The organism is Amycolatopsis sp. NPDC104775 (assembly GCF_055583325.1).
Window position 1 is genome coordinate 1,881,332 of the sequence record NZ_JBVJOE010000001.1, and the last position, 25,139, is coordinate 1,906,470.

27 protein-coding genes are annotated in these 25,139 nt (G+C 67.4%); 15 read left to right on the plus strand and 12 right to left on the minus strand.

What is annotated here, in order from left to right; translation table 11 throughout:
- Positions 1-7: 7 nt before the first annotated feature.
- Together ACZ63D_RS08390 and ACZ63D_RS08395 are read left to right on the plus strand one after the other, a co-directional pair.
- Positions 8-1,831 (plus strand): adenine deaminase C-terminal domain-containing protein, encoded by a 1,824-nt coding sequence (locus ACZ63D_RS08390; RefSeq protein ID WP_465353584.1) that lies wholly within the window; start codon positions 8-10, stop codon positions 1,829-1,831.
- 32 nt (positions 1,832-1,863) lie between these two features.
- Complete coding sequence (locus ACZ63D_RS08395) at positions 1,864-2,556, plus strand: YczE/YyaS/YitT family protein (protein WP_465353585.1); 693 nt, start codon at positions 1,864-1,866, stop codon at positions 2,554-2,556.
- On the opposite strand, the gene ACZ63D_RS08400 is transcribed toward ACZ63D_RS08395, so the two are convergent.
- From ACZ63D_RS08400 to ACZ63D_RS08435, 8 genes are all read right to left on the minus strand, one after another.
- Positions 2,531-3,712: a sensor histidine kinase gene (locus tag ACZ63D_RS08400; RefSeq protein ID WP_465353586.1), complete on the minus strand. Its 1,182-nt coding sequence runs from the start codon at positions 3,710-3,712 to the stop codon at positions 2,531-2,533. The genes ACZ63D_RS08395 and ACZ63D_RS08400 overlap by 26 nt on opposite strands.
- Entirely contained in the window at positions 3,709-4,356 is a 648-nt protein-coding gene (locus ACZ63D_RS08405; RefSeq protein WP_037816092.1) for a response regulator transcription factor, read from the minus strand. The genes ACZ63D_RS08400 and ACZ63D_RS08405 overlap by 4 nt, the downstream gene beginning before the upstream one ends.
- A gap of 92 nt (positions 4,357-4,448) precedes the next feature.
- On the minus strand, positions 4,449-5,720 hold the full coding sequence (locus ACZ63D_RS08410) for a cation:proton antiporter (RefSeq protein ID WP_465353587.1): 1,272 nt from the start codon (positions 5,718-5,720) through the stop codon (positions 4,449-4,451).
- Complete coding sequence (locus ACZ63D_RS08415) at positions 5,717-7,039, minus strand: cytochrome P450 (RefSeq protein WP_465353588.1); 1,323 nt, start codon at positions 7,037-7,039, stop codon at positions 5,717-5,719. Before ACZ63D_RS08415 ends, ACZ63D_RS08410 begins: the two co-directional genes overlap by 4 nt.
- The gene (locus tag ACZ63D_RS08420; RefSeq protein ID WP_465353589.1) at positions 7,036-8,061 is read right to left on the minus strand and encodes an alpha-hydroxy acid oxidase; all 1,026 of its coding nucleotides are present in this window, start codon (positions 8,059-8,061) and stop codon (positions 7,036-7,038) included. The genes ACZ63D_RS08415 and ACZ63D_RS08420 overlap by 4 nt, the downstream gene beginning before the upstream one ends.
- Position 8,062: 1 nt before the next feature.
- Positions 8,063-9,607, minus strand: a complete 1,545-nt coding sequence (locus tag ACZ63D_RS08425) for an NAD(P)-binding domain-containing protein (protein WP_465353590.1) — start codon at positions 9,605-9,607, stop codon at positions 8,063-8,065.
- Between the two features lie 137 nt (positions 9,608-9,744).
- Positions 9,745-10,725 (minus strand): aldo/keto reductase, encoded by a 981-nt coding sequence (locus ACZ63D_RS08430; protein ID WP_465353591.1) that lies wholly within the window; start codon positions 10,723-10,725, stop codon positions 9,745-9,747.
- Entirely contained in the window at positions 10,722-11,123 is a 402-nt protein-coding gene (locus ACZ63D_RS08435) for a MerR family transcriptional regulator (RefSeq protein WP_009072633.1), read from the minus strand. The genes ACZ63D_RS08430 and ACZ63D_RS08435 overlap by 4 nt, the downstream gene beginning before the upstream one ends.
- A 95-nt stretch (positions 11,124-11,218) precedes the next feature.
- On the opposite strand from ACZ63D_RS08435, the gene ACZ63D_RS08440 reads away from it, so the two are divergent.
- Positions 11,219-11,809 (plus strand): TetR/AcrR family transcriptional regulator, encoded by a 591-nt coding sequence (locus ACZ63D_RS08440; protein ID WP_465353592.1) that lies wholly within the window; start codon positions 11,219-11,221, stop codon positions 11,807-11,809.
- Here ACZ63D_RS08440 and upp read toward each other — a convergent pair.
- On the minus strand, positions 11,802-12,425 hold the full coding sequence (gene upp, locus ACZ63D_RS08445) for a uracil phosphoribosyltransferase (RefSeq protein WP_409183333.1): 624 nt from the start codon (positions 12,423-12,425) through the stop codon (positions 11,802-11,804). The genes ACZ63D_RS08440 and upp overlap by 8 nt on opposite strands.
- A gap of 461 nt (positions 12,426-12,886) precedes the next feature.
- On the minus strand, positions 12,887-13,330 hold the full coding sequence (locus tag ACZ63D_RS08450; protein WP_465353593.1) for a protein-tyrosine phosphatase family protein: 444 nt from the start codon (positions 13,328-13,330) through the stop codon (positions 12,887-12,889).
- Between the two features lie 105 nt (positions 13,331-13,435).
- Here ACZ63D_RS08450 and ACZ63D_RS08455 point away from each other — a divergent pair, with 105 nt between their 5' ends.
- The 11 genes from ACZ63D_RS08455 (at position 13,436) to ACZ63D_RS08505 (ending at position 22,389) form a co-directional block, all read left to right on the plus strand.
- Positions 13,436-14,068 carry a DUF1707 SHOCT-like domain-containing protein gene (locus ACZ63D_RS08455; protein WP_465353730.1) on the plus strand — a complete coding sequence of 211 codons (633 nt, stop codon included), beginning with the start codon at positions 13,436-13,438 and terminating at the stop codon, positions 14,066-14,068.
- Positions 14,069-14,204: 136 nt separating this feature from the next.
- Complete coding sequence (deoC, locus tag ACZ63D_RS08460; protein ID WP_465353594.1) at positions 14,205-15,179, plus strand: deoxyribose-phosphate aldolase; 975 nt, start codon at positions 14,205-14,207, stop codon at positions 15,177-15,179.
- A 1-nt stretch (position 15,180) separates the two neighbouring features.
- A complete protein-coding gene (locus ACZ63D_RS08465) occupies positions 15,181-16,614 on the plus strand; it encodes an aldehyde dehydrogenase family protein (RefSeq protein ID WP_465353595.1) in 1,434 nt (477 codons plus the stop codon).
- Complete coding sequence (locus ACZ63D_RS08470) at positions 16,607-17,473, plus strand: aldehyde dehydrogenase family protein (protein ID WP_465353596.1); 867 nt, start codon at positions 16,607-16,609, stop codon at positions 17,471-17,473. Before ACZ63D_RS08465 ends, ACZ63D_RS08470 begins: the two co-directional genes overlap by 8 nt.
- 368 nt (positions 17,474-17,841) lie before the next feature.
- Positions 17,842-18,279, plus strand: a complete 438-nt coding sequence (locus ACZ63D_RS08475) for a hypothetical protein (protein WP_465353597.1) — start codon at positions 17,842-17,844, stop codon at positions 18,277-18,279.
- A complete protein-coding gene (locus ACZ63D_RS08480; RefSeq protein WP_465353598.1) occupies positions 18,276-18,908 on the plus strand; it encodes a DUF3558 domain-containing protein in 633 nt (210 codons plus the stop codon). Before ACZ63D_RS08475 ends, ACZ63D_RS08480 begins: the two co-directional genes overlap by 4 nt.
- Complete coding sequence (locus tag ACZ63D_RS08485) at positions 18,908-20,101, plus strand: hypothetical protein (RefSeq protein WP_465353599.1); 1,194 nt, start codon at positions 18,908-18,910, stop codon at positions 20,099-20,101. The genes ACZ63D_RS08480 and ACZ63D_RS08485 overlap by 1 nt, the downstream gene beginning before the upstream one ends.
- Positions 20,102-20,106: 5 nt before the next feature.
- A complete protein-coding gene (locus ACZ63D_RS08490) occupies positions 20,107-20,265 on the plus strand; it encodes a hypothetical protein (protein WP_465353600.1) in 159 nt (52 codons plus the stop codon).
- 12 nt (positions 20,266-20,277) lie between these two features.
- Positions 20,278-21,030 carry an ESX secretion-associated protein EspG gene (locus ACZ63D_RS08495; protein ID WP_465353601.1) on the plus strand — a complete coding sequence of 251 codons (753 nt, stop codon included), beginning with the start codon at positions 20,278-20,280 and terminating at the stop codon, positions 21,028-21,030.
- Positions 21,031-21,169: 139 nt separating this feature from the next.
- A complete protein-coding gene (locus tag ACZ63D_RS08500) occupies positions 21,170-21,409 on the plus strand; it encodes a hypothetical protein (RefSeq protein WP_465353602.1) in 240 nt (79 codons plus the stop codon).
- A 140-nt stretch (positions 21,410-21,549) separates the two neighbouring features.
- Positions 21,550-22,389 carry a helix-turn-helix domain-containing protein gene (locus ACZ63D_RS08505; protein ID WP_465353603.1) on the plus strand — a complete coding sequence of 280 codons (840 nt, stop codon included), beginning with the start codon at positions 21,550-21,552 and terminating at the stop codon, positions 22,387-22,389.
- Between the two features lie 4 nt (positions 22,390-22,393).
- Here the strand turns inward: ACZ63D_RS08505 and ACZ63D_RS08510 are convergent, their stop codons facing one another.
- Entirely contained in the window at positions 22,394-22,936 is a 543-nt protein-coding gene (locus tag ACZ63D_RS08510) for a DUF4232 domain-containing protein (RefSeq protein WP_465353604.1), read from the minus strand.
- 136 nt (positions 22,937-23,072) lie between these two features.
- Positions 23,073-23,705 carry a TetR/AcrR family transcriptional regulator gene (locus ACZ63D_RS08515; protein ID WP_465353605.1) on the minus strand — a complete coding sequence of 211 codons (633 nt, stop codon included), beginning with the start codon at positions 23,703-23,705 and terminating at the stop codon, positions 23,073-23,075.
- Between the two features lie 205 nt (positions 23,706-23,910).
- On the opposite strand from ACZ63D_RS08515, the gene ACZ63D_RS08520 reads away from it, so the two are divergent.
- Entirely contained in the window at positions 23,911-25,137 is a 1,227-nt protein-coding gene (locus tag ACZ63D_RS08520) for a cytochrome P450 (RefSeq protein WP_465353606.1), read from the plus strand.
- The last annotated feature ends 2 nt before the right edge of the window (positions 25,138-25,139 follow it).

Here is a 25,139-nt window from a genome sequence, read left to right on the forward strand (position 1 = left end):
AAAATGAATGCTTGTCAGCAACGGTGTGCGCCAGGTTCTATCAGTGCACCACCGACATCGAAGTGAGGACACCGTGCTGGAATCGCCGACCCATCCCCCGCTCCCGGCAGAAGACGTTGCCGCGCAAGAAGATCACGTGCGGACGGTCTTCGACATTCTCGAGGGCAAGCAGGAAGCGGACCTGCTGCTGCGCAATCTCAACATCGTCGACGTGCACACGGAAAGTGTCTATCCCGGCTCGCTTCTCGTTTACCGGCAGCGGATCGTCGCGCTGAACCCCGACGAGTCGATCGTCCGGGTGCGCGAGGTTTTCGACGGCGAAGGGCTTTACGCGATCCCCGGCCTGATCGACGCGCATCTGCATTTCGAGTCCCAGCTCGCGCATCCGGCGGCGTTCGGCGAGGCGATCGTCCCGAGTGGAACGACCACGGTCTTCGGGGAAACCCTGGATTTCGCCAGCGCCGCCGGGGACGAGGCGGTGGAGGCGGTCCAGACTTTGTTCGCCGACCACGAAAAACTGCCTTATCGGCTTTACGCGTTCGCGCCGGGGAAAAAGACCTCGACGGACGTCACCGAGGCCATGTTGAAGATGGACCCGGTGATCGGGCTCGGCGAACTGGCCCACCTGTCCTACATGACCGGGGACGCCGACGACTTCCGCAAATCCGCGCTGGGCCGCGCGAATTCCGGCTTCGTGAACTGCCATTGGGGCGTCACGGCGTTGTCGGACATGCTGCTGAACTACATGCCCGCGATCGGCGTCGACAACAACCACGACGTCTGGAACGAGGACGACATCGAGAAGAGCGTCCGCTACGGCCTGAACACGCAAATCAAGTTCGGCGTTGGAAGTCCCGAGGTCATCCGGAACATGTTGCGCGCCATCGTGAAACGGCGCTGGCCCGCGGAGAATTTCCAGCTCTGCGCCGACAACATCTCGGTGGACCGCGTCCTGCGGCAAGGTCATATCGACTGGGTGATCTCGCTGGCGATCGAAATGGGCCTGCCGCCGATCAAGGCGATCAAGATGGGCACGCTGTACGCCGCCCGCTCGTTCCGCAAGGACCGCGACCTCGGCTCGCTCAGCCCGGGCCGGTTCGCGGACATCGTCCTCACCGATTCTCTCGCCAAGATCAACCCGCGCTACGTGTTCAAGGGCGGCGAATTGGTGGCCCGCGACCGAAAATTGCTCAACCGGGTCGGCATCGACTACTCCAGCCTGGCCAAGGAACCGAAGCCAGGACTCGCCGACCTGACGCCCGAGCAACTCGACCTGACGCCGCTGGAAGTTTCCCCGGACGGTGACCAGGCGAAGGTGCTGCTGTTCGACGTCTACGGGCGCGGACATCTCAAGTTCGCCCAAGAGATCTGGGTGCCGTTCCGCGACGGCGCGGTCGTACCTGAATACGAAGGCGAGCGACTCAACCGGATTTCGGTCGTGCAGCGGTATTCCACCGGCGACCGACACATTGTCACCGGGCTGTTCAAGGGCGTGTCGATCGACCGCGGCGCGGTGTCGACGTTCTGGCCCGCACCGTCGGCCTATTTCGTGAGCGTTGGCAGCGAGAGCGCGGAGATGTGCGCCAACCTCAAGCAGTTGGACACTCTTGTCGGCGGCTGCGTCGTCACCGAGGATGGCGAGACGAAAGCCTGTCTGCCGCTGGAGTTCTACGGCGTGATGGCGGACATGAACCTCGCCGAACTCGTTGACGCGACCCGCTCGGTCGACGCCGCCCTCGAAAAGCTGGGCAACCGCAACGAGGGCGAGCCCGTCGTCAACAAACTCCTGACCCTGTTCATCTCGCTCGACCGTTTCGGATTCATGAAGTAACTCGAAGAAACCTCAACGAGGAGGTCACGGTCGTGCCTTACGACAAAGACGCGGGCGTAATCGACAACGGAAACGTAGTGCGGCGCTGGATCACCTACATCGCCGGCATCTACCTGCTGACGCTCGGTCTCGGCCTGGCCATCCGGGCCGGGATCGGCATCTCCCCGCAAAGCAGCCTGACCCGCACGATGACGCTCGTGCTCCCGCCGCTCAGCCAGGGCACCTTCAACCTCATGCTCGAAGTGCTCATGCTGATCCTGACTTTCCTAGTGCTGCCAAGGGCGTTCAAGCTCCAAAACCTGTTCTCGCTGGTTCCGGCGCTGATTCTGGCCGCACTGCTCGACTTCAACCTGATGGCGACGAAGTGGATCTCGCTGGCCCCCTACGCGGCGAACCTCGCGTTGCTGTTCCTCGCCGACGCGATGCTGGCGTTCGGGCTGTTCCTGATGATCCGGGCCAATCTGGTGTTGATGCCGATCGACCTGTTCGTCAACACCCTGCAGAAGAAGACCGGTCGCAAATGGGGCAACATCAAGACCGTCTTCGACTGCACGCTGCTCGCCGTCTCCGCGAGCATCGGGTTGCTCTTCCTTGGCGGACCGCATTTCATCCGGGAGGGCACGATCATCAACGCCGTCCTGGTCGGTCAGTACATCAAGCTGTATTTCTTCCTGTACAAGAAGTTCCAGGCCCGGAAGCTCAAGCCCGTTGAAAGCGCAGCGTGAACGTCGCCCCGGCCCCGGGCTTCCCGACCGCGGCGATCGTTCCGCCGTGACCCGTCACGACCTCCTGCACCAACGCCAGCCCCAGCCCAAACCGGCGGCCCTCGCCGTGCGGCCCGTGCGCGAACCGCTCGAATAGCCGTTCCGCTTCGTGCTGCGGAAAGCCGATCCCGGTGTCGCATACGCGCAGTTCGACGTGCCGGGCATCCGGATTGGCGAGAATCACCTCGATCGACCCGCCCGGCGGCGTATGCCCGATCGCGTTGTCCAGCAAGGCGGACAGCACTCGGCGCAACGCCGTCGGGACGCCCGGCACCACGTCCTCCAGCCCCGGCGAACGACTCAGCCGGAGGTCCACCTGCCGGTCGTTCGCGCGGACCGATTCCGCCGCCACGGCCTGTTCCGCGAGCACCGCCAGCTGCACCGGCTCCAGCCGCGGCCGCTCGGCACAGGCCTGCGCGGACAACAGCAAATCGTCGACCACCGCACCCAGTTCGCGGGTGCCCGAGACCAGGGTTTCCAGCTCGGCCGGTCCCGCGCCGCCGCGCCGGGCCAGCAGTTGCGTGCGGGTGTGCAGCCGGGTCAGCGGCGCGCGCAGCTCGTGGGACGCGTCGGCGACGAACGTCCGCTGCCGGCGCAACGCCTCGCCCAGCGGCCGGATCGCCCGCCCAGCCAGCAGATACCCGCTGAGCACGGACACGATCAGCACCACCAGCTCGGCCACCCCGAGCCCCAGCAACAGGTGCTCGCGGTCCGAGATCAGGTAATGCTCGTTGAAGTACGCCTGCCAGACTTCGCCGCCGCGGTTGACCGTGCGGATCGTGTACGTCGCCCCGTCGAGCACACGTTCTTCCGTCACCACGTCGCCGTCGTGCGGCACCGGGGGAACCGGCGGGAGCGTGAACGGCAGCCGCCCGGCGGGCGCGTGCCCCTGCGGCGTCACCAGGTAGGTGCAGCCGGGCGGGGTCGCCGAAAGCCCGTTTCCCAGCGCGAATCCCAGCTGCCGTTCGGTCTCCGCTGCCTGCCCGCGCAGCAGCACCCAGTACGCGATCACGCCCGCGGCGAGCACGACCATCGTGATCACCACGGCGATCTGGCCCGCGATGGTCCGCCGCGCGCGCCGCAGCGCCCGCGCCTCCGGGGCGACGACGGTGGTCACACCGCCCCGATCTGGTAGCCGAGGCCGTGCACCGTCTTCACCACGCCCCGGCCGAGCTTCCGCCGCAGGTAGTACACATAGGTGTCCACAATGGACTCCGCAGCGGACTCGGTGAACACCCCGGCGCGCAGCGAAGCACGCGGATGGATCGCCTTGGGCCGCTGGGCGAGCGTGCGCAACAGCTCGAACTCGCGTCCGGACAGCGTCACCCGCTCGCCGCGCGGCAGCACGACCTCGTGCCGCTGCAGGTCGAGCGCCGCCGCGCCGAGCGGGAGCGATTCGGCGTGCTCCGCGTCGCGACGGCACAACGCCCGCACCCGGGCGAGCAGTTCGTCGGTCTCGAACGGTTTCACCAGGTAGTCGTCGGCCCCGGTGTCGAGGCCGTGCACCCGGTCGGCCAGCTCGCCCAGCGCGGACAGCACCAGCACGCGCGCGGGCACGGCCCGGCGGCGCAGCTGGGCCAGCACCGAAAGGCCGTCGACCACCGGCAGCCGCCGGTCGAGAATCACCACCGCGTGCCTTCCGGTGAGCCCGAGGTGCAGGCCGCGCTGTCCGTCGTGGGCCACTTCGGTCTCGTAACCTTCTCCGGCGAGCAATTCGACGAGCATCCCGGCGAGGTCGCGATCGTCCTCGACCAGGAGCACCCGGGAAGCCGCCGGGGTCTCTGCCTCATCGTGCACAGGTCCATACTCGCAGTGATCCGGCCATCCGACCCTCGACTTTCGTAGGCAATCGGCTAGCTGCGCCCAGTCAGGAGAAATTCGGGCATTTCTCCGTCGGCGTACCGGCGAGCGTCGCGTTTGTCGAGCCAGCCGAGCACGGGCGAGGTCATGATCGTGGTGACGAGCGCGACGAGCACCAGCACGGTGAACAGCGCGGGCGAAACGATTCCGGCGGACAGGCCCACGTTCAGTGCGATCAATTGCATCAGTCCGCGCGCGTTCACCAGTACTCCGATCCGCAGCGCGACCGGTTGCGGTTCGCCGGTCAGCCGCGCCGCGCCCCACGAGGCGCCGAGCTTGCCCACCACCGCGACCGCGATGCAGATCAGCGCGAACAGCAGCAGCTTCGGGTCGGCGAGCAGGGCGAATCGGGTGTTGAGGCCGGAATAAGTGAAGAACAGTGGCAGGAACACGACCCGGCCGACCGGCATGATCCGCGCGAGCACCGCGTCGGCGGCCTCGCCGCGCGGAAAGACCAGCCCGAGCATGAACGCGCCGAACACCGCGTACAGGCCGATGACGTCGGTGAACCACGCGGCCCCGAACAGGAACATCGCGGTGACGAGCATCCGCTGGTCCACCGACACACGCGGGTTGTCCATCACCCGCGCCACGATCCGGCGGACGACCAGCCACACCAGCAGCACGAACAGCACCCCGCCCCCAATGGCCGTCGCGATCGGACCGGCCGTACCGGCGTGCATGCCGAGCACGACGGCCAGCAGGATCCAGGCGAGGACGTCGTCGAGGGCGCCGCAGGCCAGCGCGAGCGAGCCGAACCTCGTACTGCCCAACCCGCGTTCAGTGATGATCCGGGCCATCATCGGGAACGCCGTGATGGCGAGCGCCACCGCGACGAACGCCGCCGAGACCACCAGCGACACCCCGGGTTTCAGGATTCCGGCCCAGCTCGCGCCGAGCACGCTCACCCCTGCTCCGAGTACGAGCGGCACGACGGTCCCCGCGGCGGAGACCGCAGCGACGGTTTTCCGGCCTTCCTTCAGCGCACTCAGCCGAAATTCGTAACCCGCGCCGAACATGTAGATGACAAGCCCGATCTGGCCGCCGAGGTACAGCAGCGTGCGCACCGAATCGGGGAACAGCCATGCCTGCACGCCCGGCAGTAGAAGCCCGAGCAGCGACGGGCCGAGCAGCACGCCAGTGACCATCTCGCCCACCACCGGCGGCTGCCCGAGCCGCACGGCGAGCGCGTTGACTGCCCGGCAGGCCGCCAGGATCACCACGGCCGCCAGGAAAAACGCGGGTGCGGCTTCAACGGCACTCATCGGGTTCCTCCTTGGAAGTGTTTGGTGCACAACCGGAGCCGCCGCGCGTCAAGAACCATGTAGGTGCCGAAGACCAGCTGCGCGAGGCTGCGCCACACGTCCTCCCAGCGATCGCGCACCGCCAGATAGGCCAGCGCGGTACGGGGATTTCGCCGCGATCCGCGCGGGGTGACGAAAACCGGTCCGCGATTGGGGATCGAGCGGGTGTGCGCGGCGCTCGTGACGAGGGTGAATCGGCGCAGGAATTCCCTGGTGACCACGCGCATCGTCACCGGGGCGAGCCCGCGCGCCGGGCACGGCCGGTTCTGCGAGACGCCGAACGGCAGGAAATTTCTCTGCTGGTGCGCGGGGCAACCGGACCAGCGCTCCGGGTCGAACTCGTCCGGGCGGTCCACTCCGGCGTGGTGGAATTCCGGGTAGCTGAACAGCAGCACGGTGCCCGCGTCGATGGTCCGGTCGGCCAGCTCGATGTCGCCGGTGGCGATGCGGTGCGCGATGCCGAACAGCGGGTAGGTGCGCAGGCATTCGTCCAGCACGCGGTCGAAATACTCGTCGTCGTCCGGGTTTTCCGCCAGCCTGCGCTGTACCCCCGGATGTTCGGCGAGCACCATCAGCAGGTGCGCCATCGCCTCGGACATCTGCACGATGGCGGTGTTGAAGAACGTCCCTTGCAGGTAGAAGACCTGCTCCTCGCGGGTGAGCCGGGACGGAAGCGGATGCGGGATGTCGTCGAGCCGGCGGCGCAGGTACTCGGTGAGCCGGGCGCGACGGCGCATGTTGCGCGGGCGCACGCATTTCAGCGCGGACACGACGTCGTCGGCGTGCCCGACGATCAGGTCCCGCGCCTCCGGCGGGCACGGTTCGCCGAACACCAGCTCGTAGTACAGCTCGGCCCAGACCGGCATCATCTCGTCGCGCAGCCGGATCAGCCGTCCCGGCCCGGTTTCGATCCGGTCGAGCACGCGCGCGGCGACCCGTTCGGTCAGCGCCTGCGCTTCGGCTTTCGGCTTGACCAGGATGTTCCGGGTCGTTTTGGCGACCTCGTCGTAGCGCGGGCCCGGTTCCAGATGTTCCTGGTGCACCTGCGGTCCGGGCGCGAGCCAGTACCAGAACAGGTCGGACAGCGCGGCGCCTTCACTGCGTCCGTCGGCGGCCGGATCGGCGTACACCCGGCGGAAGTCCTCGACCGGCACCTGATAGCCCTCGTCTCCGTTGACCAGCGCGAAAATCCGGTTCCGCAGCGCGACGACCCGGCCCGGCAGCCACCTCGGCAGGGTCGCGACCAGCGCGGCCGCTCCGGCGAGCACGAGACGTTTCATCGGACCAGGTCCGCGGTCAGCTCCCCAGGCGTCCGTGCCCCGCACAGCCCGAGTGCGGTGTCCGTTTCCTCCCGCAACCGTTCCAGCACTTCGGCGACCCCTTCCTGCCCCGCTGCGGCGAGCCCCCACAGCACCGGCCTGCCGACCCCGACCGCGTCCGCGCCAAGGGCGAGCGCCTTGACGACATCCGCACCGCTTCGCACACCGCCGTCGAGGATCACCGGCAGTTGACCGTCCACAACGGACACGATTTCCGGGAGCGCGGCCAGGCTCGAAATCGCGCCGTCGAGCTGTCGGCCGCCGTGATTGGACACGAAAATCCCGTCGATCCCGGCCGCCACCGCACGACGGGCGTCTTCCGGATGCAGCACGCCCTTGAGCAGCAACGGCATTTTCGTCGCCGCGCGCAGCCAGTCCAGGTCTTCCCAGGTCAGGTCGACGGGCATTTCGATATTGCGCACGCGGCCGGTGGCGTCGCGCATGTTCTCCGCAGCCAGCCCAGGCGGGAGATCGTGGAACGCATGGCGGAATTCGCGTTCTCGTCGGCCGCGGATCGCGGAATCGACCGTTACCACCAACGCTCGCGCGCCCGCGTTCTCCGCCCGGCTGATGACCGCTTCGGTGAATTCCCGGTCTGACTGCACATACAACTGGAACCACAGCACGTCCGCGACCTTGGCGACATCCTCGACAGCCGTCGTCGAGGCCATACTGCACACGAAGACGGTGCCTGCTTCCGCGGTGGCTTGCGCGGTCGCGAGTTCTCCGTCCGGATGCGCAAGCCGGTGGAAAGCCGTCGGACACACGAGAATCGGCATCGACAACGGAGATCCGGCGATCTCCACCGCCAGCTCGCGTTCGCCGACTCCGCGCAGTGCCCGCGGCACGAGGAGCCGGCGGCGGAATTCCTCTTCGTTGGCGAGCAAGGTGTCTTCCCTGCCCGCGCCACCGGCGTAGTAATCGTAGTGTGCTGGTTCCATCCGTTCCCGCGCGATGGCTTCCAGCTCCGCGATCGTGCGCATGTCAGAGCTGCTTGGTGAAGAAGGCCGTCAGGGCGTCCACGTGCACCGGGCGGTTCCACTCGTTTTCGAGGTTCTCAGTGACGTGGTGGGTCGCGACCAGTTTCCCGCGCTGGTAATGCCGGACGATCGGATGCAAGTAATGCCCTTCGCCGGAATCGTTCGCGACGTCCTGACTCGCGCGGGTGACGGTGAAGTCGAACGGATCGACCTTGTCGTGGTCCGGACCGTAGTCGAGAGTGATCACGAACGCGTCGGCGCTTTGCCCGATTTCCGTGTCCGCGAACCGGTCTACCGGCATTTCCTCGTAGTAGCGGGCCTGATCGCCGTCGACCACGAGGACGTCGGCAAGGAAGCCGAACTGCTGATACAACGCGGAAGTGCGATTGATCCGGCCGATAACGGCATCAACCAGCTCACTGGTTTTATTGGCCACCACGGTGTGCGGCCATTCGGTGTCGTGGTAACGCTCGTCGAGTACCTTGGAAAGCGCGCGGACCCCGTAGCGGAAGCCGTGAATGAACGCGCTGGTGGCTTTCTTGAAATCGCGGGCCTGAGTGATCGTCCCAGCGAAGTAGAGCCCCGGCACGTTCACCGACTCCCAGGACGACGTCTGCGCCGGGAACCGGTCGTTGATCATCATCTCCGGACGGCAGTCCTCGTCGAACACCGAGGCGTCGAAGCGGAATCCGGTCGCCGCGATAACCCGGTCGTAACGGATTTCCTTGACCAGTTCATCGGCGCGCGCGAAGGCGAACTTGACATGATAACCGTCGGCGTCCTTGGTGATCTCGCGGACGTCGCCGTCGAGAATCGCGTGCTGCAGCTTGAGCTGGTACATGTCGAGCACGCCAGCGTTGAACGCACGGAGGTGTCCGACGAAGTGCGTCCGCCACGCGAGCTTGACCGGCCGCGGACCAGCCACGTGCAGCACCGCGGCGTAGGCGTTGATGCTGTCGGCGGTCTCGAACGCGGAGTTTCCCTTGCCCAGCACGAGAACGCGCTGGTTGATGAACTGCTCCGGGTCGGTGTCGTAGTCGGAGTACTGGTCGACCAGTTCCATGCCCGGCACGTCCGGGACATACGGCTTGGTCACCCCGGTCGCCATGATCAACCGGCGCGCGCTGAACGTTTCCCCGTCCGCGGCGGTGACCGTGAAGAGTTCGTCCGCGCGCGAAATTCGCGCGACCTCGGTGTCGTACCGGATTTTGAGGTCGTGTTTCGCCGCGTAATCGGCGGTGTAGCGGAGGAGCGCTTCGGCCGGCGGGAACATCTCGGCGCTGTAGTCGGTGAAGAGGAGCGGGTCGGGGCCGTCGTCGAGCAGCGAGTTCCAGTCGACCCGGAGGTTCAGCTCGGGGTCGGTCCAGCCGGTGTACTTCTTGTTGACCGAGATGAGCGTGCGGTGCCGGGGAAAACGCGTGAAGAACGCGGCGGGCACGGACCCGCGCTCCAGGACCAGGTAGCTGCGCCCGGCCCCGCCCAGCTGCCGCCCGAGCTGCAATCCCGCCGGCCCGGCTCCGACCACTAGGTAGTCCAGCACGTCCGCCATGTGACACCGACCTCCCGCGTCGCCTTGATCTAACGGCGATCAGAGTGGTCGGAAGATCTCAGAAATCCCTCAGAACGTACCCGGTCCCTGGGACACCGGCCGCCCCAACGCGGCATGGGGGCGGCCGGTCGGAGCTGCTACCTGCCCGTCACGCGCGCGAGCGCCTCCGGGTAGCGCTCCCCCGCGACAGCGTCGGCCGGAGCGACCTTCTCGATCGCCGCGATGTCCTCTTCGGACAGTTCCAGCTCGGCCGCGCCGACGTTCTCTTCCAGGTACTTCCGCCGCTTCGTGCCCGGGATCGGCACAACGTCGGGGCCCTTGGCCTGCACCCAGGCGAGCGCCAGCTGTCCCGCCGTGACGCCCTTGTCGGCGGCCAGCGCGCGCAGCGCCTCGACGATCGCCATGTTGCGCTCGAAGTTGTCCTCGGCGAACCGCGGCAGGCCACGGCGCATGTCACCCTCGGGCAGCTCCCGCACCGAGGTGACCGCGCCGGTCAGGAATCCGCGGCCCAGCGGCGAGAACGGCACGATCCCGATCCCCAGCTCGCGGCAGGTGCCGAGGATCTCGTCCTCGATGCCGCGCGTCCACAGGGACCATTCACTCTGCAACGCGGTGACCGGATGCACGGCGTGCGCCCGGCGGATGGTCTCCGCGCCCGCCTCGGAGATCCCGGCGTAACGGATCTTCCCCGCCTGAACCAGCTCGGCGAGCGCGCCCCAGGTCTCCTCGATCGGGACACTCGGGTCGACGCGGTGCTGGTAGTAAAGGTCGATGTGGTCGACCCCGAGCCGCTGCAGCGATTCGTCGCAGCACTGCTTCACATACGCGGCGTCACCACGCGCGGTCATGCCCTCGTCGGTGTGCACGATGCCGAACTTCGTCGCGAGCACGACCTGGTCGCGACGGTCGGCGATCGCCTTGCCGACGAGCTTCTCGTTCTCCCCCGCGCCGTACACGTTGGCCGTGTCGAGCAGGGTCACTCCAAGCTCCAGCGCCCGGTGCACGGTGGCGATCGACTCGCCCTCGTTGTCGCGCACCCCGTAGGCCGCGCTCATCCCCATGCAGCCGAGGCCCTGCGCCCCGACCTCCAGTGCACCGAGCTTCCTTGTACCGATCACGCGGAAATTCCCTCCATCTCGGGCGCGACGCCGAAGGCCTTGCGCTCGATCTGCTCGTAGTTGGCGATCTTGTAGTCCAAAATGTCCAGACATCCCTGCAGCTCGGCGATCCGGTCGGCGACCGACTGGCGCTGCTCCACGAGGATCGCCTTGCGCCGTCCGGCGCTGGCCACCCCGTGCCTGCGCAGGGAGGCGTACTCGCGCATGCTCTTGATCGGCATCCCGGTGAGCCGCAGCTTCGTGAGGAAGCCGAGCCAGTTCAGGTCCTCGTCGGAGTAGGCGCGCCGCCCCGCCGAATCGCGAGCGGGCGGTTCGAGAAGCTTGATCCGTTCGTAGTACCGGAGGGTGTCGATCGACAGCCCGCTACGTCGTGCCGCTTCCGCTATCGAGTAGCTCATGCGCTTGACAGTACGACCTGGAGTGCACTCCAGGTCAAATCCTAAAACGAGGGGCGCGGTCGCGTTTTATAACATCGTTGCGTTACGCTGGGTGCATGCCTCGCCCCCGTACGCACGACGAATCGCTCCGGCTGAAACTCCTGGACCGGGCAGGCGAACTGATCTCCGCCGACGGTCCCAAGGCCCTGTCGCTGCGAAAACTGGCCGCCGACTCGGGCACGTCGACGACCGCGGTGTACTCGCTGTTCGGCAGCAAACCGGACCTGGTGAACGCGCTGTACGTGGAAGGCTTCCGCCGCTTCGGCACCCGCCTGGCCACGGTCCCGCTATCCGGCGACCCGGTAACCGACCTCGTGCGCCTGGGCATCGCCTACCGCGAAAGCGCACTGGCCGACCCGCACCTGTACGCCATCATGTTCAGCCGCTCCGTGCCCGGCTTCGAACCGAACGCCGAGGCCGACGAGGTCGCCCAAGCCACACTCGCCCCGCTGATGGGGGTCGTCCGAGCAGCGGTGGCGTCCGGCCAGTTCCAGGACGTAGCGCCGGAACTGATCACGGTCAGCCTGTGGGGTTTCGTGCACGGACTGGTGTCCCTGGAACTGTCCGGTCGCCTGCCGGACGGATTCAGCGTCGCCGAGGCGTACGAAAAAGCCTTGCACGCCAACGCTTCCGGCTGGCTCACCTAGCGCCGTACTGCCGATCCCCCGCATCGCCGAGCCCCGGCACGATGAACCCGGAGTCGTTGAGCCGTTCGTCAATACTGGAGGTGACGACCCGGACCGGCAGCCCAGTCTGCTCCAGATGCGCGAGCCCCTCCGGCGCGGCGAGCGCACAGATCGCGGTGACGTCAGTAGCCCCGCGATCGGTCAGCAACCGAATCGTGTACTCCATCGACCCACCAGTAGCGAGCATCGGATCAAGCACCAGAACCGGCCGATCCGCGAGCGACTCCGGCAGCGACTCCAGGTACGGAGTCGGCTGGAGCGTCTCCTCGTCGCGAGCGAGCCCGACGAACCCCATCTGCGCGTCCGGAATCAGCTTGTGCGCCTGGTCAGCCATCCCCAGCCCAGCCCGCAAAACCGGCACCAGCAACGGCGGACTGGCCAGCCGATAAGCATCGGTACGCGCAACCGGAGTATGAATCCGCTCAGTCCGCACCGGCGCGTCCCGCGTGGCTTCATAAACGAGCATGACAGTCAACTCATGCAGCGCGGCCCGGAACGCAGCACTGTCCGTCCGAGCGTCCCGCATGGTCGAAAGACGAGCCTTGGCCAGCGGGTGGTCGACGACATGCACATCCATGCCGCACAACTTAGCCGCCCAACTCAGGCCCGCCACCCATTCCCCGCACCTTCCGTGTGCCCCGTTACCCCCGTGAGGGACACCCTCACAGACCCTGATTCCCCCAGGGTTCCCCTCACAGCCCCCACCGTCCGTGAGGGCCACCTTCACGAACTTGGATTCCCTCAAGAACCCCTTCACAGCCCCCGGCCCCCGGCGGCTCAGCGCCCGCCCAAACAACCCGCCCAGACACCAAGCCGCCCACCCCACCCACAAACCCGCAGCCCGCGCACCCAACCAACCAGCGCACCCAGCCCCCGCCCTGCACCCCGATACGAAGCCTTCCCTGCGGTTCGGGGGGGGGGGTGGGGGGGGCCTTCCCCCCCCTGCCAACACCCCCCCACCCCCAGCACACTGGGCTTCGGGGTGCCCCCAAGCAGAACACCCCGCAATGTCGCCGCCAGGCGACGAGCCGCCCCCCACTACCCCCGCTCAGCGAACCACCGAACCCACCACCGCTGCCAAGGCGTCTCCACCGCCCGCGGATGATGCTCCCTCCGCACCCACTCCACAGCCTCCCCAGCCCCCACCCCGCCCAACGTCGCCAAACAAGCCAGCACAGTCCCCGTCCGCCCCACCCCGCCCAGGCAACCCACCTCAACCGCCTCCCCAGCAACAGCCCGCCGATGCACCCCCACAATCTCCCGCCGAGCCCCCTCCCAATCCCTAGGCAGCCAAAAGTCCGGCCACAACACCCACCGCCGCTCCCACCCCAACCCGCCGTCGTACTTGGCCCGCATCCGCCGCGACCCCAAATACAACCCGAACTCCGGCTCAGCCCCCTCCGGCTTCGGCTTCCCCAGCCCGCGCCCCCGCACCACAGCCCCATCCGGAAGCACCAAAGCCCCCATCAACGCAGAACCCATCACGCCATGATCCCCCTATCCACCGTTAGATGGACCCGAGGCCGACCCGACAGGACTAGGCTGCCCCAGGTGAGTGAAGACCCAGCCACGCCGGGCCCGGACCAGATGCGCGTGTCGGACGCCGATCGGGAGCAGGTCGCGCAGGTGCTGCACCAGGCCCTGTCCGAAGGCCGCATCACGATCAACGAACTGGAGGAACGGCTCTCCAGCGTCTACTCCGCGAAAACGTTCGCCGATCTGAAACCGGTGACCGCCGATCTGCCCGGCAGCGCCGCTGTCGCCACCACCGCGTCGGCTTCCTTGCAGGCCGCCCCCTCGCGCGCGCTCGGGCTGCCGGACAACCGCGTCGGCGGGCATCCCGGTTCGGCCATGTCGATCGGCGTGATGTCCGGGGCCGTGCGCAAAGGCAGCTGGGTTCTGCCGCAGCAGCACACGACCTTCGCGTTCTGGGGCGGTGCGGAAATCGACCTGCGCAGCGCCCGGTTCGCGGAGAAATCGTGCACGATCACCGCCATCGCGATCATGGGCGGGATCGAGATCACCGTGCCCGACGACATCAACGTGAACGTCACCGGCATCGGCTTCATGGGCGCGTTCATGCTGGAGGACAAGTCCGGCGCACCGCCCGCGCCGCCGACCGCCCCGACCGTGACGATCAACGGTCTCGGCTTCTGGGGCGGCGTGGTCGTCTACCGCAAACCGGCCAAGGACGTGAACGCTCCGCAGATCGAGCCCTGAACCCGACTGCACACGACACCGACAAAAACCGCCGCCCGCACCGCGCGGCTGTGGACAACCGCAAGCCGCTGACCAGCTGTCCACAGATTTCGGTGAGCGCTCCGGCGCCTGCTGTCGCGCACCTACACTCAGCGGTATGACAGCTACCACCAGCCCGTCAGCAGCGCCGGACACCCCGTCGCCGCTGACGGACGTCACTCGCGACGAAGCGAGCCTGCGGCGGTTCCTGCACGGGCTGCCCGGTGTCGACCAGGTCGGCGTCGAGCAGCGTGCGGCGGGACTCGCGACCCGGAGCATCAAGAAGGAAGCCAAGCGGTGGGCGATCGACACCGCGGTGTCGATGGTCGACCTGACCACGCTCGAGGGAGCCGACACGCGCGGCAAGGTCCGCGGCCTCGCCGCGAAGGCGATGCGGCCGGACCCCGAACGGCAGGACTGCCCGCGCGTCGCGGCCGTGTGCGTGTACCCGGACCTGGTGGAGACGGCCGTCGAAGCGCTCGCGGGCAGCGGGGTGCGGGTGGCGAGTGTCGCCACCGGCTTCCCGGCGGGCCGCACGAGCCGCGAGGTGAAGCTGGCCGACACCCGGCTGGCCGTCGAGGCGGGCGCGGACGAGATCGACATGGTGATCGACCGCGGTGCTTTCCTCGAAGGCCGCTACCTGGAGGTCTTCGAGGAGATCCGCGCGATCAAAGAAGCCTGCGGCTCGGCGCATCTGAAGGTGATCCTCGAAACGGGCGAGCTGGCGACGTATGACAACGTGCGCCGCGCGTCCTGGCTCGCGTTGCTGGCCGGCGGGGACTTCATCAAGACGTCCACCGGCAAGGTGTCGCCGGCCGCGACGCTGCCGGTCACGCACGTGATGCTCCGGGCGGTGCACGACTGGCACGAGCGCACCGGCGAGCTGCGCGGCGTCAAGCCCGCGGGCGGGATCCGGACGACGAAGGACGCGATCAAGTACCTCGTCGCCGTGCACGAGGTCGCGGGCGAGCAGTGGCTCACGCCGGAGCTGTTCCGGTTCGGCGCGTCGAGCCTGCTCAACGACCTGCTGCTGCAGCGGCGCACCCAGGTGGACGGCCACTACAGCGGCCCTGACTACGTGACGGTGGACTGACATGGGCATCTTCGAATACGCGCCCGCTCCGGAATCTCGCGCTCTGGCCAATCTGAAAGAGCACTACAAGCCGTTCATCAACGGCGAATTCGTCGACGGTTCGGGCGAGCCGCTCAAGACGATCAACCCGGCCACCGAGGAAACCCTCGCCGAGGTCGGCACCGCGTCGGAGTCCGATGTGGACACCGCGGTGAAGGCCGCGCGCAAGGCGTACACGTCGGTCTGGTCGAAAATGCCGGGCACGGAGCGGGCGAAGTACCTGTTCCGCATCGCGCGGCTGATCCAGGAACGCTCGCGCGAGCTGGCGGTGCTGGAGACGCTGGACAACGGAAAGCCGATCAAGGAATCGCGCGACTCCGACGTGCCCACCGCGGCCGCGCATTTCTTCTACCACGCGGGCTGGGCGGACAAGCTCGGCTACGCGGGCTACGGCCCGGATCCGAAGCCGCTCGGCGTCGCGGGCCAGGTGATCCCGTGGAACTTCCCGCTGCTGATGCTGGCGTGGAAAATCGCCCCGGCACTGGCCACCGGCAACACCGTGGTGCTCAAGCCCGCCGAGACCACGCCGCTGAGCGCGCTGGTGTTCGCCGAGATCTGCCAGCAGGCGGAGCTGCCGCCGGGCGTGGTGAACATCCTGCCCGGCGCGGGCGACATCGGAGCGTCCATTGTGGAGCATCCGGGCGTCGACAAGATCGCGTTCACCGGCTCCACCGAGGTCGGCAAGCTGATTCAGCGCACGGTCGCGGGCACCCGCAAGAAGCTGACCCTGGAACTCGGCGGCAAGGCGGCGAACGTGGTGTTCGACGACGCCCCGCTGGACCAGGCGGTGGAGGGGATCGTCAACGGGATCTTCTTCAACCAGGGCCACGTCTGCTGCGCGGGTTCGCGGCTGCTGGTGCAGGAATCGGTGGCCGAGGAAGTCATGGAGAAACTCCGCTACCGGGTTTCCACGCTGCGCCTCGGCGATCCACTGGACAAGAACACCGACATCGGAGCCATCAACTCGGCCGAGCAACTGGCCAAGATCCGCGGCCTGGTCGAATCCGGTGACGCGGAAGGCGCGCAACGCTGGACCAGCCCGTGCCCGGTGCCCGACCGCGGATTCTTCTTCGCCCCGACAGTGTTCTCCGAAGTCCATCAGTCGATGCGGATCGCTCGCGAGGAGATCTTCGGGCCGGTGCTATCGGTGCTCACCTTCCGCACCCCGGAAGAGGCCGTGGCGAAGGCGAACAACACGCCGTACGGGCTGTCCGCGGGCATCTGGACCGAGAAGGGTTCGCGCATTCTGTGGATGGCGAACCAGCTCCGGGCAGGCGTTGTCTGGGCCAACACGTTCAATCGCTTCGACCCGGCCGCCCCGTTCGGCGGCTACCAGGAGTCCGGTTTCGGCCGCGAAGGCGGACGCACCGGTTTGGAGGCCTACCTCAATGTCTGACCGGATTTCCGTCGCCAAAACCTACAAGCTCTACCTCGGCGGCAAATTCCCCCGCTCGGAATCAGGCCGGGTCTACCCGGTCACCGATTCCCAGGGCGCCTTCCTCGCCAACGCGGCCCACGCGTCGCGCAAGGACCTGCGCGACGCGGTGTCCGCCGCCCGCAAGGCGTTCCCCGGTTGGTCGTCGGCAACTGCATACAACCGAGGCCAGGTGCTGTACCGCGTCGCCGAGGTGATGGAAGGCCGCCGCGCGCAGTTCGCCGCCGAGGTGGCCGCCTGCGAAGGCGTCGCCGCGAAGAAGGCCGAGTCCCTTGTGGACGCAGCCATCGACCGCTGGGTCTGGTACGCGGGCTGGACCGACAAGATCGCGTCAGTCCTGGGCGCCGCCAACCCGGTAGCCGGCCCGTACTTCTCCTTCACCACCCCCGAGCCCACTGGCGTCGTCGGCGTACTCGCCCCGCAGGAGTCCTCCTTGCTGGGCCTAGTCACCGTCCTGGCCCCCGTACTGGCCACCGGCTCCACAGCAGTCCTGGTCTCCAGCGCGGACCGCCCCCTGCCCGCCATCACCCTCTCCGAGGTCCTGGCCACCTCCGACGTCCCCGGCGGCGTCGCGAACATCCTCACCGGCCGCGCCGCGGAACTGGGTCCCTGGCTGGCCTCGCACGGAGACGTCAACGCACTGGACCCGACCGGCGCCACCCCCGCCGACCGGGTCACCCTGGCCCAGGAAGCCGCCGGAACCGTGAAACGCGTCCTGTCCGTCCCCGACACCGAACCGGACTGGACCGCCGAACCCGACCTGTCCCGCCTCCGGCGATACCTGGAAGCGAAGACCGTCTGGCATCCCATGGGCGTCTGACACTCGAGTTCGCCAATGCCCTTCCTCCGGGTCTGTCACCCGGAGGGAGGGCATTGTTTTATGCTCGCAGACAAGCGTGCGGTGATCGGGTTTACGCCATTAAGGTGGGCGGCTAACCTGAAAGGACCACCGTGAATTGCTCTGCGTTCAGTAAGTCGATTACTCCATTTACCAGCCCGAGTTTCCCGCAGATACTTCCTTGTCAAACGGCCAAATTCGCGCAATTTCTTGCAGTCTCTAGCGATTTCCTTCAAATGTGCGCCACCCCCGCGACTTACCGTGCTTCGTCAGTTACGGTGAATACCGCCGTGAGGCACCGAACCGATCGTCGCGCGAAATGTCCGCCGTGCCGTGGGGAGGGCGAGGACATGGACCAGCCTGCCGCTGACGCAGGTAAGAACTGGTTGCCAGACTTCACTTTCACCATCAAAGACGGCACCGGAACTCCACCCGGGCCGGGCTTCACGATGAGCCGCGACGACGCCAGGAGCATGCTCACCCTGGCCGAAGAGGCCCGTAACCGGTTCGGCGACATGCGCAACGTCGCCAGGTACTTGACCAAGCTGACTCCGCCCGCGAACGAGCCGGCAAGCACCGAATACAACCGGCGGCTGACCGGCACCGGATCCGGCGACGGCGCGTTCGACGCCGGACTGGTGAACGTCACCCGGATGTACGTGTATGCAGACGAGCTTGTCCGGAAACTGCAGCAAGCACTCGGAATTACGGAAAGTTCAGACGAAACCGCAGCCGGAGACGTAAAAGCCGCGGGCACCGAGGCACCGACGACTGGGCTCGCCGGATGAACCGGCGGTCGCTGGTGCCGCTGCTAGCAGCCATCGGCATCACCGCGGGCTGCTCAGGCGGCAACGCCCCCACATCGCCCGCATCCACGCCGCCCGCATCCACGATGCCATCGCCAGCCGCGGCCTCGCTGCCCTACGCGGGAGCACCAAAGGTCGGCGAGCCCCTGCCGCCCTCGGTCTTGTCCGGCAACCCTTGCCAAGACGCGCTGACTCAGGAGCAGATCAAGGAAATCCTGGGCACCACGACCCCGCCCAAACCCGAAGACATCTCCGCCACCGGACCATCCTGCCGATGGGGAAACCTCGACTCCGGTGCCGGATTGAACATTTTCTACGACATCCGGACGCGTCGGGGCCTCAGTTCGGTCTATCAGAACACCAAACCCAAGACGACCAAGTGGCGGGAACTCCCGCCGATCCACGGGCTGCCCGCGGTCGCTTGGACGATCTACCCAGGTATCGGCATCGATGATTCTTGCGATGTCAGCGTGGGTATCGCGGACGACTACACCGTCGATGCGGCGCTGAACCTCGGCCGCGGCAAAGCAGGCAGAGCCGATCCGTGCGAGCTGACGGCGAAGGTTGCCGACATGGTCGTCATGAACCTTCGGCAGCGAGCGGGTTCGTGATGGGTTTCTTGGAGATTGCCGAGGACGTCGGCCACTGGGTCGGCGAGCGTATCGACGATCTCGGCAAGTTCTATTCCGCGGCTCTCCACGGCAACACCGGCACTGAGGCCGTGCCCGCACCCGAACTGGCCCGGAAGGTGCTCGAAGGGCCGGGGACCTCCGTTTGGCACCAGGGCGCGGACCAAGCAGTCCGGCTCGGCAACCAGCACCACGAGGCCAGCGACCTGGTTTCCCGCATGAGCACCGGGCTGGAGTCCGCCTGGACCGGCCGGGCCGCGGATGCCGCGCAGACCCGGATTCGGGCACTGGCGGAGATCGCGTCCGTGTCCGCAGCTATTTACACCACCAACGGGGCCAACTTATCCGACGTCGCGCACGGCTTCGACGCTATGAAAACCTCTCTGCAGCCGATGCCGGACCAGCCTCCGCACTTGACCTTTCTCGATCGTATTTCCCCGTGGGAAACCGACGCGGAGAAGGAGATCAACCACTACAACGCGGTGGCACAGCAGAACATCGACCGCTACCAGGCGTACGTCCAGCACTCCCGTACAGGCAGCCAGCAACTGCAAACCGACTACGGCAGGCTCGACGATTTCGGCGGCCGGAGCGACACCGCCGGTGCCCAAATGAAGGCACGCCAAGGACCGGACGAGGCACCGCATTTCCCGAAACCCCGAAGCGCTTGGCATCCGCCGGACGCTCCCGCGCCACCGGTGAGCGGACCGTCCGCACCGCCAACGCAAGGGCACGGCGAAAGCCCCGGGCCGAGCATGGCACCGCCGAGAACCGCTGATCAGACGACAACCGCCGGATGGACGCCGGACCCGGCAAAGACCAAGGCCCCGCCCACCACCGCGCCCTACTCCGGCGGATCCGGGAGCGGCAGCACTACGTCGTCAGAGGCACCGGATGGCCTCCGCCCCCGGGCGGAAACTCGAGCGGGGAAATCGGCCGCACCGGCGGGAAATCCGAAGTCCTCGGCCGAACCGGCGGCTTTCCCTGGCCGGGCACCGGTGGAGGAACCAGCGAAGAAGCGCGCGGCCGTACACCCCAGCCAGGCACCGGCGCAGGCCAAGAAGCGCGCGGCCGCACCTCCCAGCCAGGCACCGGCACAGGCGAAGGAAGCCGCCCCACCACCCCGGTCCGCAACGCTCCAGGCAGCCCCGGCTCCCGAGGCGCCCCCGGCGTAGGCGGGATGGCCCCTACCCGCGGCAAAGACGAGAAATCCCAAGAACACCAACGCAAATACGGCCTCGACAGCGACTCCGCCTTCTCCCTCACCGACGACGACGGCGAACGCACCGTCGACCCCCGCACCGGTTTGCCGCCGACGCCGCCGACCATCGGCGGCTGAAAGGCCGCCGCGATGCCGATTCTCGAGAGACCCGTCCGGATGCCGCGGTTGGCGTTTCTCGCCGTGTGGGGGCACGAGAAACTCGGCGATCCGCCCGTTGTGGTCGAGCACGCGCCGGTGTTCATGACCGACGAGTTCGCCGAGAAGCTCCGGATCCAGTCGTACGGGCTGCTGGCGCGGGTCGGGCTCGCGGCGAGCGGCGCGCCCAGCCCGCGGTTGCGCGACACTCTCGAACTTCTCGCCGAGGCGCGGCGCGAGGTGTATTCCTGGAGCGATTTCGGGGCCCGCCGCGGGGACAACGGGGCGATTCTCGTGGCGGCGGCCGGGCGGGAAGCCGTGCGGCTCGTGACGGACAACCGGTCCGTGCAGCTTGAACCCGTTTCGCCGCGCGACATCAGCGGCAGTCTGGTCGATCTGCTGCCTTGCTGCGATCCGGCGAAGCTGCGGCCGCTCAAGGTGCCCAAGGACTATTACGACAGCGCCGCCGCCGATCCGCTCGCCGAATGGTCGGCCAGCGCGGACGCAGTGCGGCATCTGATGCGGGCCCGGCGCGACGCGGTGCACCTGATGCACGTCGCCGTCCGCGGGCAGGATGGCAGCCGGACGCACAGCACTCCGCTGTCCGCGATCGACCTCACCGGCCGCGGACGCGTGCTCACCTTCGTCAGCCCCGACGACACCGGCGGGCCGCAGATCAACGTGTACTCGGGCACCCGCTCCCATCTCGTCGACGCGCTGGCGCTGACGCTCGCCGAACTCGCCTGAGCGAGCCCCCCACCGGACACCAACATTTCGCGCCACAACTCTATCCTTTCGCGAAATTCTCTGCCAACATGTGCCATTGGGGAAATTTCGACGCCCCGTGTCCGGTACAGACGCCGCCAGCACGTCAGGAGGACTCCGCATGATCCCGCATCCCGCTCAGCCCGAAGAAGCGCTCGCCCTCGAGTTCCTCGGCACCACCAGCGCGGGCGGCAACTGCCCCAACGCTTATCGCACCAACCGCGGCACGTACGTCGTCCAGGGTTACCGGGTCACCGACGAGCAGGCGTTGCGGCAACTGCACGAACGCGGCATGCCGGACACCGAGACGGCCGTCGAAATCCCCGCCGGCCTGCTCAAGTTCTTCCCGCAGGAAGCCTGAGCACCACGGACGGCGCAGGCGAGGCAAGGGCATCTCGGCGATTCAGACGCACTAGCCGCGCAGGATTTCTCGAAACTCGACCCCAGGTGTGGGAAGATGCCATCGGGTTCGAGGAATTCCGCATGCGATAGCGAGGGCGAGTGCCTACCAGTTTCGAGAAACGCCGGGCAGAGCTTGGCGACCGCCTGCGCCGGCTCCGGGTCGACGCGGGATACGAGACTGGAAAGGATTTCGCCAAGGCCATCGGCTGGAACGCGCCCAAGGTCAGCAAGATCGAGAACGGCAGGCAGACCGTCGGCGACGACGACCTCGACGCCTGGGTCGCCGCTGTCGGCGGGCCTCCGGATCTGGCCGCGCAACTGCGGGAACAGCTCGTCGAGGTCCGCGACGCGCACGCCAGCTGGAAAGACAAAGTCCGCGAGGGACACCGGGCCAGACAAGAGGAATCCATTGCCCGAGAGGCCAGAGCGCTACGAATTCGTGCAGTAGATCTGCGAATTGTCTCCGGATTACTGCAAACTCCGGAGTACGCCCGGCATACGCTGCTAGCCCACGCCCGGATCCACGGCGGTGCGCAGGACATCACCGAGGCGGTCCGGGCGCGGATGCAGCGCCAGCAGATCCTCTACGAACCCGGCCGGACGATCGAACTGCTCACCTCCGAGGCCGCGCTGCGCTACCCGAACGCGCCGCGGGAAGTGATGATCGCCCAGGTGCACAAGCTGCTCGCACTGCTCGGCACCCCCAACATCCGCTTCGGGATCATCCCCGAGGACGTCGTCCTGCCCTACCCGGTCACCGCGGACTTCTGGGTGGTCGACGACGTCGCGATGGTCGAAACCCCGGAGGGCGAGCACATCGCGAGCGACGTCGACCCGTACCACGAGGTCGCGGATCTACTGTGGACAGTCGCGGCCGAGGGCGACGCCGCCCGGGCGGTGCTGCTGCGGGTGCTCGAAGCGCTCACCCGGGACGGCTGACCCCTTACGCCGCAGGCGCTTCGCCCGCGGTCAGCTGGCCGACGTCGATGGAGTGGCTGTCCTGGAAGGCGTCCACCGCACCAAAGACCCAGTCCATCGTGACGTTCGGGTTGATGTAGTCCCCGCGCGGGTTGGTGTCCGTCGGCGCGGTCACGGTCAGCGCGTTCGGCGTCTGCTGCTCGTCCTCCGCGCCGATCGCGGTCCAGTGCAGCGGCACGTACGCCGACGAACCGTTCGCGATCAGCACCGGCGGCGCGTCGGCCGGAGCCTCGTTGTTGACCAGGACGTCGTGCGCGCCGACCAGGTCGACGGCCGCCCGGCCGGGCAGCAGGCACCGCTCGCCCTGGTTCGCGGTGAACTGCACTGCCGCGTGGCGCTGGCCCGCGCCCGCCCCGCCGTAGACGAGCTTGGTGCTGAACTGATTCGCCGTGCACTGCAACGCCGACGAGTCCGCACTCGCGGTCGTCGCACCGGCTGTCCCGGCGAAGAGCGCGGACGCGCCCCCGGCAACAGCGACAGCAACGGCGATTCGGCGGATGTTCTTCATGTTCGTCTCCTCTCGTGCTTCCCGGCGGTTACCGGCTTTCACGAGATAAGACGTCTCCGCCCGGAACACGATGGCCCGTTGTGAGATCACTCCCGGCGGAGCAACCCCAGACGGCCCGCCGCGTCTGAAAAAGCGGTCAGAGCAAGTCTTCCTTGCCGATCGGCCGCCCCGGCAGCGTCGTCGCCGGGCCGGCGCGCAGGCCGTCGATCATGATGGCGATGTTGCGGGCCGTCGCCATCTCCGGCGATTTCAACCGGTGCGCGGGCAGCTGGCGGATGAGGCGGGCGAACAGCACCGCGACGTCTCCCGCGCCCACGTCCGTGCGCAGCGTCCCCTCGGCCTGCGCCCGGTCGACCAGCGTTTCGACCTCGAGCAGCACCGCTTCGCGCAGGTGCGCCACCTCGGGGTCGTCCTTGAGAATTTCGTGCGCCCGCTGCGACAGCATCGCCAGCTGCATCGACAGCTGCAGTTCCGCGCCGTGGTAGAGCAGCTGCACCAACGCTTCCCACGCCGTCGGCGCTTCCACGGACAGCCGCCTCGCGTGGTCCAGCACGCCCGCGAAGTTGTCCACAGCCACCGCTCGGATGAGCGCGTCGCGGTCCGGGAAACGCCGGTAGAGCGTGCCGACGCCGACGCCCGCCGCGCGCGCGATCTCCTCCATCGGGACCTCGGGACCATGGCTGGCGAAGATCGCGCGAGCCGCGGCGATGATCTGGTCGCGGTTGCGTTGCGCGTCCGCCCGCAGCGGCGTCTCGGGGTCTGCACTCATGCCCGGCCTTCTTTCTTCCCGGTTGGCGCGCATTCTCGCATGCCGGGCTAACTGCGCAAACGTGCCGGCGATCGCGGCCGGACAGCGATTGTCACCCCGTTGCTAGTGGACGGCCATCCTCCACTTCGGTACCTTGGGCAGTGAACCGGAATGTAATCCTCCACATGCATTCCGTAATGGGGCAAACCCACCACAGGGGGTTCAGATGACCGAAGTCGCCCAGCCCAGCCGCACCCAGCCGAAGCAGGCCGCTTTCCCGATGAAGCGCACGTGCCCGTTCGCGCCGCCGCCGGAGTACGACCAGTTCCGCGACGCTCGCGCGCACTACGTCGAACTCGAGCACACCGGCCAGCGGGCCTGGGTGCTCAACCGGCACGAGGACCTGCGGGCGATGCTGAACGACCCGCGGTTCAGCTCGAACCGCTTCCACCCCGGCTTCCCGGTCCTGTTCAAGGACGGTCAGCAGCGCCGACCGAGGCTGCGTCCGTCGCTGATCGCGATGGACGCGCCGGAGCACGGCCCGGCCCGGCGCAGCGTCGTCGGCGAGTTCACCGTCAAGCGCATGAAGGCGCTGCAGCCGCGCATCCAGGAGATCGTGGACCAGCACCTCGACGCGATGCTGGCCGGCGACAAGCCCGCCGACCTGGTGTCCGCGCTCTCGCTTCCGGTGCCGTCGCTGGTGATCTGCGAACAGCTCGGCGTCCCGTACTCCGACCACGACTTCTTCCAGACGCACAGCTCGCGGCTCCTCAACCGGGAAACCGGATTCGAGGAACGCGGCAAGTCGGTCGAAGCGATGCAGAATTATCTGTCCGACCTGGTTTCGAAGAAGGAAGCCGAACCGGCGGACGATCTGCTCAGCCGCCAGATCGCGAAGAAGCGCGAGGAGGGCAGCTATGACCACGACGACCTTGTGTCGCTGGCCTTCCTGCTGCTCATCGCCGGGCACGAAACCACCGCGAACATGATTTCGCTCGGCACCGTCGCGCTGCTGGAGAACCCGGACGCGCTGGCCGCGATCAAGGAGGATCCGGGCAAAACCCTCGACGCCGTCGAGGAATTGCTGCGCTACTTCACCATCGCGGAGTTCGCCACCACCCGCGTCGCGCTCGAAGACGTGGACATCGCGGGCGTCACCATCAAGGCCGGAGAAGGCGTGCTCGGCCTGAGCTACGCGGCCAACTTCGACTCCGACGTCTTTCCCGAGCCCGAACGATTCGACATCACCCGCGGCGGCAGGCACCACGTGGCGTTCGGCTTCGGCGCGCACCAGTGCCTCGGCCAGAACCTCGCGCGGATGGAACTGCAGATCGTCTTCGACACGCTCTTCCGCCGCATCCCGACGCTGCGTCTCGCCGCGCCGGTCGATCAGTTGCCGTTCAAACACGACTCCGGCGTCTTCGGGCTGTACTGCCTCCCGGTGACCTGGTGAAG